This window comes from Streptomyces sp. NPDC060000 (genome assembly GCF_042737375.1).
GTDB lineage: Bacteria > Actinomycetota > Actinomycetes > Streptomycetales > Streptomycetaceae > Streptomyces.
In genome coordinates this window covers 24,932-37,493 of record NZ_JBHWUU010000036.1, presented here as the reverse complement: position 1 = coordinate 37,493, position 12,562 = coordinate 24,932, and the positions used below count along the sequence as shown (strand labels likewise).

Below are 12,562 nucleotides of genomic sequence, written 5' to 3'. Positions count from 1 at the left end.
GCCGCGACTGTCGTTTCCCCACGACCAGACCAACGACCGTCCAGGCCGAAAGTCACATGATCAACAACTTCTGTCAGGGCCTCTTACAGCACGATGGCTAGCGCGGTCGAGCGCGACGGCGGGGCGCGGGTGATGGCTGGCTTCGGCATCGCGTTGACCTTGACCTGGCTCTATGTGGGTCACCGCCATCTTCGCTACGACCGGGCTGTACAGCTCAGAGCGGCGAGCCGTCTTCCTGACTTCGCCGAGACGGATCGGACCTGTCGTCAGCCAGGCCCGAACGCGCTCCCGCTCATCGTCTACGGGCTGCCCCTGCTTGCCGCCGTGATGTGGGTTGTGCTGCTCTTCCTCACCTGAGCGGAACGATGCTGTACGTCGTCACCGGCCCCCGGCCTCCGGCAAGTCCAGCTGGATCCAGTGGCACGCCACAGCGCGTGACATCGTGATCGACCTGGACCGATCATGGGCTGTTATTCGCCCTTCACGTACTGGAACACCTGGAATTCTGCCTTGCCCCTTTCGCTCGCGATTACGCTGGACGCATGGCTGAATCGTTGTCTCCCGTGGTCACGGGCGTGGCTGCGGGCCGGTGGCGGTCGGGTGGCTGGTTCGCGGTGCGCTTGGGACGCCGCACGTTTGTGGACTCGGTGTACCTGCTGACCGCGCCGGTGAGTGCCACGTTCGGCCTGCTGCTGGTGCTCGGCGCCTTGTGTCTTGGCACGGTCGGTCTGCTGTTGCCGAGCGGGTCGCCGGTCAGGACCGGTGCGGCGGAACTGGCGCGGTGGCCCGCCGACGTGGAGCGGTGGCGGATCGCCCTGGTGCCCTCCCAGGTCGGCGGGGTGCGGGGCGCGCGTCGGCGACCGGGGCAGGCAGCCGCCGCGTCCGACCCGGGGCTGTGGCTGGACGTGGCCCACACGGTGATGGTGCTCCCCGTCGTTGTGGTCACGTCGGTGGTGACGGCGCTGTGGTGGTTCGTCGGCATGGCTGCCGTCACCTGTCCCCTGCGCAGCCCGTACGCGACACCCGGGCCGCTGCAGCCGATGAACCTGTACGTGGGCGGTCCCCGATCCCACATCGCCTTGAGCCTGGGGCTGACGTCACCGGACGAGCGGGTCACCTTCGCGGTCACGTTCGGCCTCCTCGTGCTGGCCACCCTGCCGCTGGTGACCCGCGCGTGCGTCGCCGCTCAGGCCGGGCTGGGGGAGGCACTGTTGTCCGACGTGTCGGCACTGCACCGCAGGATCAGCGGGCTGGAGCAGGAGCGGGACACCGCCCGCGCACAGACCCTCGCCGCGGTGACGGCCGAGGCTGCGGCCCTGCGCCGACTCGAACGCGACATTCACGACGGCCCCCAGCAGCGTCTGGTCCGTCTGGCGATGGAACTGGGCCGCGTCCAGCACCATTTCGACAGCAGGCCGGAAACCGCCCGGGAGGCACTCGCCGACGCGATCGTCCAGGCTCAAGAGACGCTGGAGGAGCTGCGGGCCCTGTCGCGCGGCATCGCCCCGCCGATCCTCGCCGACCGAGGCCTGCGAGCGGCGCTCTCCGCGCTGGCCGCACGCTGTGTCGTACCCACCGACCTCGACCTCGGCACTCTGAACCGCCGGCCGGAACCCGCAGTCGAGACGGCCGCGTATTTCGTGGTCGCCGAGGCCCTGACCAACGTGGCCAAACACAGTCACGCCCACCGGTGCGCCATCGGCATGCGCCACGGCAAGGGAATCCTACGGGTCTGGGTGACGGACGACGGCCTGGGCGGCGCGGCTGTGGCCAAAGGACACGGCCTGCGGGGCCTGGACGACAGACTGCAGGCACTCGGCGGCCGGCTGCGGATAGCTAGCCCCCGCGGCGGCCCGACGACGATCACCGGAGAACTGCCATGCCACTGACCTCGGCCGGAACAGCCCCGGGCACAGCCGCCGAAGCACCGCAGGATCACGCGCCCCGCATTTCGCTGCGGATCGTCGTGGCCGATGACGCGGTGCTGCTGCGTGAAGGCCTGGTCCGCCTGCTCACCGACGACGGCCACCAGGTGGTGGCTGCCGTCGGTGACGGTCCTGCCCTCGTCCAAGCAGTGCTCACCCACCGCCCGGACGTGTCGGTCGTCGACGTACGGATGCCGCCGACCCATACGGACGAGGGCCTGCGCGCGGCGATCAGCGCCCGCGCACAGCTGCCCGGCACCCCCGTACTGGTGCTCAGCCAGTACGTGGAGGTGTCCTACGCCGCCGAGCTGCTCGCGGACGGCTCCGGCGCGGTCGGTTACCTGCTGAAGGACCGGGTCGCCAGAGTCGAGGAGTTCCTGGACGCCCTGGACCGGGTCGCCCGTCGCGCGACGGTACTTGACCCTCAGGTCGTCTCCGAGCTGCTGGCCGGGCAGCGCCGCAATGCCCCGCTGGAGGCACTGACCGCACGTGAGCGGCAGCTCTTGGCCCTGATGGCCGAGGGCCATTCCAACACCGCCATCGCCCGGCAGCTGGCACTCTCCAACAGCGCGGTGGAGAAGCACATCGGCAACGTCTTCGCCAAGCTCGGCCTGCCGCCCGACGGCACCCAGCACCGCCGGGTCCTCGCCGTCCTCGCCTACCTTCGCTCCTGATCCGGCCGATCCGCCAAGGGGCGCGTCACAAGCCGCCCTTGTAGAAGCCCAGGAGGGCCGGCGCCGGGTCTGCCGCAGTACCCTTGTTGGCCAGCGCGATGACGATCACTATCAGCGCCAGCAGGGCCGAGAGCACACCGAACGACCTCATCGTGCGCCGCGTTCGCCCGTCGGACCTGTCTGCTGCAGCGAACCTCCTCCACGACAGCACGCTCAGGCCGACCAGGACGACCGCCACGATGGACGCCATCACGGCAAGCACCGCGTGGTACAGGCCGAAGTCGTCGACCATCACCTTGAGGGCGACCGCGTTCTGGCCGCTCGTGCTCGGGTAGTGGGCCAGGCCCTGTTTGATCTGATCGATCGCATCGGCGAGTTGACCATTGGATGCGCCGAGCGGGAGCAGCGCGGTCGCCGAGGAGAAGGGGGCCATCGCACCTTGGACATTCGCCATTAGTGCCGCCAGCGACACCAGCGCAAGCACGCTGACGAGGATGGCAGCCGAGGCGAGGCCCCTGCCCCCGGCTCCGGGACCGCTGGACCTCAGGAACGCCTTCCAGAGCAGGACGCCGAGTGCGACGACCACGATCAGCAGGGCCGCGGCCAGGACGGCCTTGACCGCGTGGAAGCGGAACCAGTAGTCGACAACCCGCTGGAGGTCCGGGGGGAATCCCTGGTCGCCGGACCTCCAGTACTTGACGAACGCCGGGCTCAGGACGTCGATGAGGTTGCGCTGTTCGGAGAGGCCTCCGTCCGTTCCGATCGCCGCCAGCTTGCTCGGGGCGAGGACGAAGGCGGCGCCGAGTGCCACGGCGAGGGCGACGAGCACAGCCAGTGCCCGACCGGGCACCTCCGCTGATCGCAACTGGGCCTTATGAGTGCGCATGGAGGGTCCTTCGGCTCGATCGGGCATGGGGGGCAGCACCCGAACCACGTGGTGGGCGGGCCCCTCCTCATGCCGATCACGATGTCGCGCCGTCGATCACCCAGTCACTGAGGTACGCCATCCATCTGGGGTGTGGCCTGCCACACCCCAGCCGAGCAGAACAGACTGGCCTCGGACCGTTGCCCCCGGTCCCGCCTTCATCCGGTCGTGCAGCGCACGAGGCTGGGCGGGGGTCACCTTGCGGCTCATGTCGCGCTCGACGGATTTCAGGGCGTCCCGGGATTCCTTGTTCTCCGCCTGGTTGCCGCGCGGGGCATGGTAGCCGTCGTCGTCCTGGTCGCCCGTGTCCCAGGTTTGCTTGCGTTTCTCGAACTCCTTCTCCCAGTCCAGGCCGCCATGTCACCCGGCACCGCGACCCCAGAGTCGCCGACCTCTCCCACCACGCCCACCAGGCCATCGCCCTCAGCACAACCGGGACGCCCTGAGCGCCGAATGCACGAGCGCCGGCAGCCGTAAGCTCGCGCTACGGACGACGAAAACCTCCTAACCGCGTCTCACCGGACGCGTGCGTGGCAGGTCACCGATACACCGTCACGCATCACCGCTTGGGAACGAGGGTTGTTGACGGTCGTCGACGCAACCACCTCCGGCAGCCCGAGGACCTCGAAGCCGAAGGCAAGGCTTGCCCGGGCGGCATCGGTGGCGTAACCGTGACCCCACGCCGAACGCATCAACCGCCATCCGATATCCAACCCCGCGAAGGGCAGGCCCTCGTCCTCGATCGTCGAACTCGGCCTGCATGACCGCCATCGCGGCATCGCTTTGCTCCCGCGTCAGCAGTTCTCCCAGGTGTTCTCGGACTTCGGGATCGGCGTTCATCGCCGCCCACGGCTCAAGGTCGGACTCCCGCCACTGGCGGAGCAGGAGACGATCGGTGCGCAGTTCAGGCGTGCCCCACAGCTAACGCGATCAGGATCCGGGTGGCGATCGCTTATATCGAGCCATGCGGTCCTCGCCAATGCCAGACCCGCTGCGTAGATTCTCACGGCCTACACCACCCGGCGGGACACCATTCGTCGTACTGCAGTGACCTGCACAGGTTCATGAGCACCAGGGACTTCGAAACCGCCCTGCGATATGGGGCGCCGATAGGGGGTGACGGTTGTGGAGGCCCGCCCCGATCATGGCTGCATGTCACACACATCCAGGCGCAACGTCCTCGCCGTCTTCGCCACCGCCGCGGCCTCCGTCCCACTCGGCACCCTGAGCGCCGCGGCCTCGCCCAGATCCACGGTCCCGGCACGCGTACCGTCCCTCCCGGCCGCGCCGACGACGGCGGTAGCGGCAGCGCCCGCGTCCCTCACCTCGCCCCGGTCCTCCGTCACGCTCGGCCCGCTGGACCCCGCGTACTTCACCCAGATCGCCCTCGGTTCCTTCACCACGAACGTCCTGCCCGGCACCCCGGAGCGCCTGGAGGTCACCTCCGGATCCCAGCGCGTGGCCGTCCTCACCAAGGGCGCGCGCAGCGTCGTCCTCACCGGCCCCCAGCGCACCTTCACCGAGAACAAGCAGTCCTTCGTCGACGACTTCCAGCGCACCCTCCCCGACCTGGCACTCCCCGTCGCGGACCGGAAGTACTGGGGCACCTCCCCCGCCGGTGGCAGTTGGTCCACCATGGGGCCGGCCGACACCGACTACTCGGTGGTGCCGGGCAGCGCCGTCATCGCGCTCACCACCGACTACGCGAGCAGACACGCCACCCTCCGGGACGACGAGATCACCGACGTCGACGTCCGCTCGGTCGCGAAGTTCGACAAGGTGCCCACCGGACAGGCCTGTTCGTACGCCCTGTCCTTCGGCTACCAGGACACGCACAACAGCTACCGGGCCCGGCTGTCCTTCCTGACCTCGGGCGCGGTCGAACTGCGCGTGGAGAAGGAAGTCGCCGACACCGTGACCCAGTTGACGTCGGCCACCACCCTCTCCACCGGCGTCCCGGCCGGCACGAACTGGACGATCCGCGTACGCCGCGAGGGGTCGCGCATCCAGGTGAAGGCCTGGCGCACGGACACCGCCGAGCCCACGGGCTGGACCGTGGACGTCATGGACGGCACCTTCACCAAGGGCCGGGTGGGCCTGCGGGCGCTGGCCAACCAGGGCTGCACGAACCTGCCCGTCCAGCTGGTGGTGAGCCGCCTCCAGGTGGACGCCGCGACCTGGCAGCAGCCGCCGACGGTCACCCACAGCACCTGGGTGCGCGTCCTGCCCGCCCCCTTCGACGGGACCTGGACCCCGGCCCTGGAGCAGACCGTCCGCGGCTGGGCCGGTTCCCCGAGCCCCGACGTCCTGGCCCACGCGGCCGCGTTCCTCGCGGGAGCGCCCGCCGTGACGACCGCCGCCACCCCGGCGACGGGCAAGCAGGTCATGGGCAAGGCCGGGTACGGCTACCTGGACCCGCAGGGCTACCGGTACGAGGGGGCGGACTTCCACGAGTACATGAACCTGGGCTGGACCTTCCCGGACGGCACCTCCACGGGCCCGTCCTCCAAGCAGGTCGGCAACCTCGACTGCTCGGGCTACACGCGCATGGTCTACGGCTACCACATGGGCATCCCCCTCGCCGCGGGCGAGGACACCACCGGGACCCGGATCCCGCGCAAGTCCCGCCACATGGTCGACCACACCCCCGGGGTACGGATCGACCAGACGGACGGCACGAACCCGCCCGCCGCACAGCAGCTCCAGCCCGGTGACCTGCTCCTGTTCAACGCCGACTCGGGCGACGACACGGCAACCGTCACAGTCGACCACGTGGGGATCTACCTCGGCGTGGACACCGCCGGCAAGCGCCGCTTCCTCTCCAGCCGCAAGACCGGCCACGGCCCCACCATGTCCGACCTCGGCGGCGCCTCCCTGCTGGACGGGACGGGCACGTACGCGAACAAGCTCCACACGGTCCACCGCATCTGATGCCCGCATTGTTCGCCGGCGCCGGACAAACCGGGCAGACCACCGAGGGCCGGCCCGTACGAGCGGGCGGGCAGCAACGAAGACGTTGTGTGCGGCCCGGCGGGCACTTGGCCACACCATTGCCGTCCAGCTCGGCCGCCACCCGCTTCCGCAGTCGGCGGACCCGACGCCACTGCCTGGCACGACACACCGCCGAACAGAACACCGCATCGGGCCGCGCTTCCAGCCTGAGCCGTTCACCACAGCCCCCGCACACCCGCTCCCCGGTCCGCCCGGCGCCCTCGGACACCCGGCCAGCCTAGGCGCCAAGGCTACTCAGAAGCGGAGATATGGAACAGGCACTCACCTTGTCGTTCAACTTCAGGCGCTCGGTGGGGTCGTGGCAACGGTGACCTGAGCTGCCCAGGACCCGGGTTCCTGGGGCGGATCCCAGGTCACATCGACGTCAGCTTGGTGGAAGTCGTGTGCGAGTCCCACCACCATGGCAGCCACGGCGGCCTGTGCCTCGGCTGGGTCGGTGTTGGCCGCCACGTCGGCAAGGCGTCCGCAGAGCATCCCGCCTTCCTCGGTGAGAACACTGTGGCGCCAGCCTTCCGGTGTCGCCAGCAGGACGATGCTTCTCGGTATGCCGAAGGGAGGCCGTCTCTTCGTCACGCGCTCTCGTCGCACGATTGAGCTATCAAACCTCGTGGGCTTCCTGGAGGCAAGTGTCCTGTCTCAGCGGAGATTCACCGGTCTCACCGAAGATTGACGACCGGCCCGTTCGTCTCAGCGAAGGTTGACCGGGGGCGGTCGGTGGCTACGTCGGATGCAGCCGCTCGGTTCCACGTTCGAAATTGGTTGCCGTTGTCGTGCGGCGTGCGGTGATACTCCTGCATGAGCAGGATTGCGCAGGTCATCGTGTTGGCGAAGTATGCGGACGAGGTCATGGAGCCGCTCACCCGGCATGACGAGTCGCGCAGCTGGAAGGGCGTGTTCAAGCCGCTCGGCTTGTTCGTCGGTGGATGGGTCATCGAGTTCCATAGGGAGCGGCCGCGCTCCGGCCTGCTGAAGCATCTGGAATCCCTTCCGTGGCCCAACCCCGAGCAGGTGCAGGTGCTGATCCACGACGAGGAGGACGACTGCTTCGGCTTGTGGATGCTGTACGACGGCGCATTGGTCGAGGTGTCACTCCCCCGGGTCCAGCGATTCCACCCTCCGGCACCACTGACCTATGAGTACTCGCCGAGCCCAGGATTCCTTTGGCGGACGGACGGGGAAGCTGTTGTGCCGACAGGCTTCTCGACTGAACGACAAGATCCGCGACCGGCCTGGTAGCGCAGCATCGCGCAAGTCGCCCTGCCCTCAGCGCAAGCCACCACCTTGCAGAGCAGGTGAGTCGTGACGCACGCCTCCTGGTCTGCTCGTCCCGGCCATCGACGGCCCGGCCGGTCAAACTTCAGTGAGAATGGTCAACCTTCGCTGAGACGGGTCAGCGAGCAGGCGGAAAGGGCTCCGGTGGTGTGCTGTCCTGTCTCACTCAATCGAGTCGTTTTCTCAGCGAACCGAGTCGTTCGGGCTTCTGTCTCAGCGAACCTAGTCGCGCGCTTGAGGTCGCTGGGGTACTGGATGGCTGTACCGGCTGGGGTGGATCAGGCGCGGCCGTGCGTCGAGTTGTCGTACGTGGACGTAGCGCACGGACGCCGTCGGCGTCCGCTGCGGGACTGTGTGACGGGCCGGTTCGAGGATGTCGATCCGGTACGTACCTTCCGGTGGTCGCGCGGTGAGCGCCATTTCCCGGGGTGGTACTGGTCGGCGACGACCGGGCGGCATGTCGGCGTGTCCTGTCTCAACGAAGTTAGTCGTCCACCCCTGAACTGACCTGCGTGGACTGGATTGGGTGAGACGCGAGGACTTGATTCCTTGAGACAGATCTCGGGGCTGGGACCGGAAAGATCGAGTGCTGTCCGGTCCCAGGTCGGGCTGCCGCTGTACTGGTCGGGCCGTCACGCCCTGGCGCCGGCGACTCCTGAGCCGTCCATGTAGTCGCGGACTCGCGTGATCAGTCCGTTGGGTGGAGAAATGCTGCTCAACCCATTGGATCAGGGGGTCCTTGCGGTCCTTGGGGACGTAGCCGAGAAGGATGTTGCGGACGGTGATCTGCTCGACGAGCCAGGTGACGTGGCCGGTGGCGACGGCGCGGCATTCCCACTCCCGGCCGGCGAGAAGTCCGGCGAGCGTCACGACTTGAGGGTGGAAGACCATGGTGAGCGTCAGGTCGGGAGAGGGGAGTTTCCCGGGGCCGTCGGTGAGGATGCGGCGTGCAGTGTCGAGCAGATCGAACGGGTCAGCGGACTGCTGCAGCCAGGCGAAGTACATCTTTCGCGCATCCGGATAGGCGTTGCGAACCCAGCGGCGGCCGTGGCGGGCCACCAGGTTTCGGTGGTGTCTCTGGGCTCGTAGCGTGTCGGGGAGCCTGCTGATGTCGACTTGCTCGTCGGCGTTGGCGATGCCGTTGCCGATTCAGAGGCGGTGGCGGAGACAGACGTTGCGGTCATGAGTGGTCCGTGCGCCCTGCGGTTGCGCGCGACCAACGACACCAGAGACGACCTCGCCCCGGCTCCTGCCCACTCCCGCTCGCTGCGTTCGCGGCGACGCGCAGTACACGCCGAGCCGACCGCTTGGACCACTCCGGCACACCGGCGGCAGCAGCCCCGACATAGGCGCCGCCTCCGAGCAGGGGAGCACCGCACCGGAGTGATTATCGTAATCATTACGTCGTCATCACTACCGAGACTCGCACCACGCTGCCGCGAACGGTCGCGGCGCAGGACTGGCAGCCGCCCCTGAAGCCCACGCGGCCATCAGTCCAAGCGGCGGGCCATGTGCGACCACTCATGTCAGACCGGCCTGCCGCTGACGATGCCGAGCCGGGAGTGGTTCATCCGGCGGGATGCGGCATTCCTCACGCAGCAGGGCCGCACCATCTGACGCCGAAATCAATCAAAGCTCACGTAACATCCAGGCCGACCTGAACAACTGTCGCAGTTGCCCGCTCAGTTGGAGATTCTCCACACCTTGACCAAGGGCACCTGTGCAAAGGGGGAAGGAACAAACCCAGATGACGTCATCCACTTTCCGGCGACGCCTCGCCGGAACCGCAGCAACCGCTCTTCTGATCGGAGCCGGGGCCCTGGCGACCGCGCCTTCAGCAGCGGCCAAGGCGAACCTGCTGACCATCGATACGGTGTCGCAGCACACTCCAGGCCTGCAGGTGAAGGTCACCTACTCCTGTGACGTCGGCATGGACCACGAACTCGTGGCCAACGCGGCGACGCTCAACCACAGCTCCCACGACCAGTCCATCGCTGCGGGCACCGTCAAGAAGGACAAGCTGGTCTGCGACTACAACGACCATGTCGCGCTGGTGACCCTGCGCCCGGCCGCGGGCTCACATTTCGACAAGGGAGACAAAGTAAAGGTCACCGTCTTCTACTTCGACAATGACGGGTTCCGGTACGGCGACGCGGACACGGTGGCCGTCCTCTAGGGCGGGTTCGTCCCGGCCGGCGACACACAGGGGATCCCAACGGCTGCGGCCTTGCCGGATGCCGGGAGCTCAGTGGCCCGCTCCCCCGCCCTCGGAGCAGGGGGCGGGGGAGCGTACCTGCCGGAGCGTGGCCGGTCCGCGGGGCTCAGACAGGGGCGGTGACGAGCAGGGTGAAAGCAGCGACGATGACGGCCACGCGGACGTAGTGGAAGCGTTCCCAGCGCTGCAGCTGCTCCTGCCAGTCCTCGGGGCGGTTCTCGGGGGTCCACGTCTTGTTCCGGTTGTTGATCGGGACGAGCAGCAGGACCGACATGACCACGCTGAGGAGCAGCAGCGCGCCGGCGGTGACGACGAGGCCGACGCCGTGGTGGTGCCGTCCGGCGATGGCCCAGACTGCGACGAGGGCGAGCGAGCCGATGTACCAGACCGGCATCACAGCGCCGAGCATCCGGCCCCCGTGGGCGTGACCGCGTTGCCTGCTGTCCTCCGGGAGTGCGTTGAGGATCCGGTTCATGACGAAGGCCACGGCGAACTCGACCCCCACCATCACGCCGACGACCACGGTGGTGACGACCTCAAGTGCGTGGAACATGACGGCCTCTCCTGAAATCTAGCGTCGCTATCGGATGAGGCAACGCTAGTACTATTGCCGCTTGATTGTCTAGCGGTGCTAGGATCGAGCTATGTCGGTTCAGGAACGCAAGGAGCGCGAACGGGCGGTACGCGAGCGCCTCATCGTGGCGACGGCCCGCGAACTCGCCGAGCAGAAGGGCTGGGACGCGGTCACCACCCGCCGGCTCGCCGAGCGCATCGAGTACAGCCAGCCCGTCCTCTACAGCCACTTCCGTGGCAAACGGGAGATCATCGGCGCAGTCGCCCTGGAGGGCGCCGCCGAGCTGGCCGTGGCGGTGCGCGCCGCGACCGCCGCCGCAGACGGCCCGCGCGCCCGGGTCACCGCTCTGGCCCGCGCCTACCTCGACTTCGCCGTACGCAACCCGGCGGTCTACGACGCCATCTTCCAGCTCGACGGCGGTCTGCCGTACGCACAGGAGGACACCCCGGAACCTCTGAAGGACGCCTTCGCCGCCCTGCTGGAGTGCCTCGGCGAGGTCGCCGGGGACGGTGTCCGCCCGGGACTGTTCACCGAGGTGTTCTGGGCTGCTCTGCACGGACTGGCCACCCTGACCCGGGCGCGACGGCTCCCGCCGGAGGACACCGAACGCAGGGTGCAACTGGTGGTGGACCGGCTCGCCATGGTCTGACCACCGCCTCAGTGAGCACGCAGCCGGAGTCGCCGGACCCCGCCGCCGGCCTCCTTCCGTATGGAGCCGAGGCCACATCGACGAGGGGGACCCCACGGATGACCACCGATCCGCAACAGACGCTGCATCACGCCGTGGACGTCACGGTGGACGACGCGTGGGCGATTCTGGTTTCTGGCGCCGCGTCTGGAATCACTGGAGCACGCTCACGATGGCGACACCGAGGAGCACCGTGCGGCCGCTGCTCTTACCGAGGCGGTCTCTGCCCTCGTGTTGGCGCTCGAAATCAGCGATCCGCGGCCCCGACAGGGGGCGTCTCCGCAAACGCGCGACACCGCCGCCGGCTCCCAGCGCTCCACCGACCGAGGACGAGCGGGTCTCTGGGGAAATGCGGCGACTCACCATGATCGCGGAGTACTGGAACCAACTCTGCGGCATCGTCTGTGTCTGGCGTGAGAGCGACGGCTACGACCGGGCCCGATGGCACCGGGTGACCTTCCTGGACACGGCTGCCGAGGCCAGGTACCACCGGCTCGCCGCCGAAGCCGGCCTCCGAACGATCGAGCAACCGTGATTACGGCGTAATCACCTGGTCCCGCTCACTGCTCAAGGGGATCCTCGGCAAGGGCAGGGCAACACCGACGCTGGTCGACCCCGTTCGAGTCCCAGCCAGCCCTCAAGGGAAATTGACCCCAAAAGCGAACGGCAGAAAGGGGCCTCCACGGGCCGATCTCTGCAGGGCTGGTGTGGGATCCCGATCTCGGGGACCATGAAAGGCCGTCAGGCGGGCGGAGGGGTCGTTTCGTCTGTCTGTGACGTCTCCGCCGGCGTCCGATTGGGTGAAGCCGGGATCGTAGCGCTCGCGGGCAACCCCACCCGCGCGCCGGGTGGGCGGAAGCTCATGTACGTGAGGCCAATGAGCGCCGACGCTGGGATCGGACGCATGCACCTCACGTACATGCGTTTTCACCTGATTCACATGCCCTTCGACGACCCTTGATTCCGTACCGCCTTCGAGTGGCTGAACGACGGCAACGCGCAGGAACCTGTGCCTGGCCTGCACGTCTACGAGCGGCCGGAGGAACTGCGCGCTACGGGCGACGACACCACGCACCCGTGGCGGCTGGGCCACCACCCGGGTCTCACGCTGGCCGCCTTCCCCTCGCAGGACGACGCGCGGCGCGCCGCGTACGAGGTCGCCGCCTTCGCCGACCGGACCCGAAGCGCCGAGGACCTGCGCACGGACCCGTCCTTCGACCTGAGCGGCTACTTCGACCGGCTGATGGAGTGCGGCCCGCAGGGCCGAACTTGCTGAG

Annotated in this window: 13 protein-coding genes and 1 pseudogene; 10 read left to right on the top strand and 4 right to left on the bottom strand. The window is 68.2% G+C overall.

Annotated elements, in window-relative coordinates:
• Positions 1-93: 93 nt before the first annotated feature.
• From ACFWBB_RS20310 to ACFWBB_RS20300, 3 genes are all read left to right on the top strand, one after another.
• Positions 94-357 carry a hypothetical protein gene (locus ACFWBB_RS20310; protein ID WP_385273998.1) on the top strand — a complete coding sequence of 88 codons (264 nt, stop codon included), beginning with the start codon at positions 94-96 and terminating at the stop codon, positions 355-357.
• A gap of 185 nt (positions 358-542) precedes the next feature.
• Positions 543-1,889 (top strand): sensor domain-containing protein, encoded by a 1,347-nt coding sequence (locus ACFWBB_RS20305; protein ID WP_385273995.1) that lies wholly within the window; start codon positions 543-545, stop codon positions 1,887-1,889.
• A 65-nt stretch (positions 1,890-1,954) separates the two neighbouring features.
• Positions 1,955-2,599, top strand: coding sequence for a response regulator (locus ACFWBB_RS20300; RefSeq protein ID WP_385274055.1), 645 nt, complete (start codon positions 1,955-1,957; stop codon positions 2,597-2,599).
• A gap of 25 nt (positions 2,600-2,624) precedes the next feature.
• Here the strand turns inward: ACFWBB_RS20300 and ACFWBB_RS20295 are convergent, their stop codons facing one another.
• Positions 2,625-3,485 carry a hypothetical protein gene (locus ACFWBB_RS20295; protein WP_385273992.1) on the bottom strand — a complete coding sequence of 287 codons (861 nt, stop codon included), beginning with the start codon at positions 3,483-3,485 and terminating at the stop codon, positions 2,625-2,627.
• A 593-nt stretch (positions 3,486-4,078) separates the two neighbouring features.
• Positions 4,079-4,445: pseudogene (locus tag ACFWBB_RS20290) on the bottom strand (GNAT family N-acetyltransferase); the annotation flags it as partial.
• Between the two features lie 231 nt (positions 4,446-4,676).
• Here ACFWBB_RS20290 and ACFWBB_RS20285 point away from each other — a divergent pair.
• Positions 4,677-6,455: an NlpC/P60 family protein gene (locus ACFWBB_RS20285; protein WP_385273989.1), complete on the top strand. Its 1,779-nt coding sequence runs from the start codon at positions 4,677-4,679 to the stop codon at positions 6,453-6,455.
• A gap of 360 nt (positions 6,456-6,815) precedes the next feature.
• Here ACFWBB_RS20285 and ACFWBB_RS20280 read toward each other — a convergent pair whose 3' ends face one another.
• Positions 6,816-7,109, bottom strand: a complete 294-nt coding sequence (locus ACFWBB_RS20280) for a hypothetical protein (protein ID WP_385273986.1) — start codon at positions 7,107-7,109, stop codon at positions 6,816-6,818.
• A 222-nt stretch (positions 7,110-7,331) separates the two neighbouring features.
• Between ACFWBB_RS20280 and ACFWBB_RS20275 the strand changes: the two genes are divergently transcribed.
• The 3 genes from ACFWBB_RS20275 (at position 7,332) to ACFWBB_RS20265 (ending at position 9,984) form a co-directional block, all read left to right on the top strand.
• The gene (locus ACFWBB_RS20275) at positions 7,332-7,772 is read left to right on the top strand and encodes a hypothetical protein (protein ID WP_385273983.1); all 441 of its coding nucleotides are present in this window, start codon (positions 7,332-7,334) and stop codon (positions 7,770-7,772) included.
• A gap of 744 nt (positions 7,773-8,516) precedes the next feature.
• The gene (locus ACFWBB_RS20270) at positions 8,517-8,897 is read left to right on the top strand and encodes a hypothetical protein (RefSeq protein WP_385273980.1); all 381 of its coding nucleotides are present in this window, start codon (positions 8,517-8,519) and stop codon (positions 8,895-8,897) included.
• Positions 8,898-9,555: 658 nt separating this feature from the next.
• Positions 9,556-9,984 (top strand): hypothetical protein, encoded by a 429-nt coding sequence (locus ACFWBB_RS20265; RefSeq protein WP_385273977.1) that lies wholly within the window; start codon positions 9,556-9,558, stop codon positions 9,982-9,984.
• Between the two features lie 145 nt (positions 9,985-10,129).
• Here ACFWBB_RS20265 and ACFWBB_RS20260 read toward each other — a convergent pair whose 3' ends face one another.
• On the bottom strand, positions 10,130-10,576 hold the full coding sequence (locus ACFWBB_RS20260; protein WP_385273974.1) for an anthrone oxygenase family protein: 447 nt from the start codon (positions 10,574-10,576) through the stop codon (positions 10,130-10,132).
• A gap of 91 nt (positions 10,577-10,667) precedes the next feature.
• Between ACFWBB_RS20260 and ACFWBB_RS20255 the strand changes: the two genes are divergently transcribed.
• From ACFWBB_RS20255 to ACFWBB_RS20245, 3 genes are all read left to right on the top strand, one after another.
• A complete protein-coding gene (locus ACFWBB_RS20255) occupies positions 10,668-11,246 on the top strand; it encodes a TetR/AcrR family transcriptional regulator (RefSeq protein ID WP_385273971.1) in 579 nt (192 codons plus the stop codon).
• Between the two features lie 388 nt (positions 11,247-11,634).
• A complete protein-coding gene (locus ACFWBB_RS20250; RefSeq protein WP_385273968.1) occupies positions 11,635-11,820 on the top strand; it encodes a hypothetical protein in 186 nt (61 codons plus the stop codon).
• Positions 11,821-12,294: 474 nt separating this feature from the next.
• On the top strand, positions 12,295-12,561 hold the full coding sequence (locus tag ACFWBB_RS20245) for a hypothetical protein (RefSeq protein ID WP_385273965.1): 267 nt from the start codon (positions 12,295-12,297) through the stop codon (positions 12,559-12,561).
• Position 12,562 lies beyond the last annotated feature (1 nt).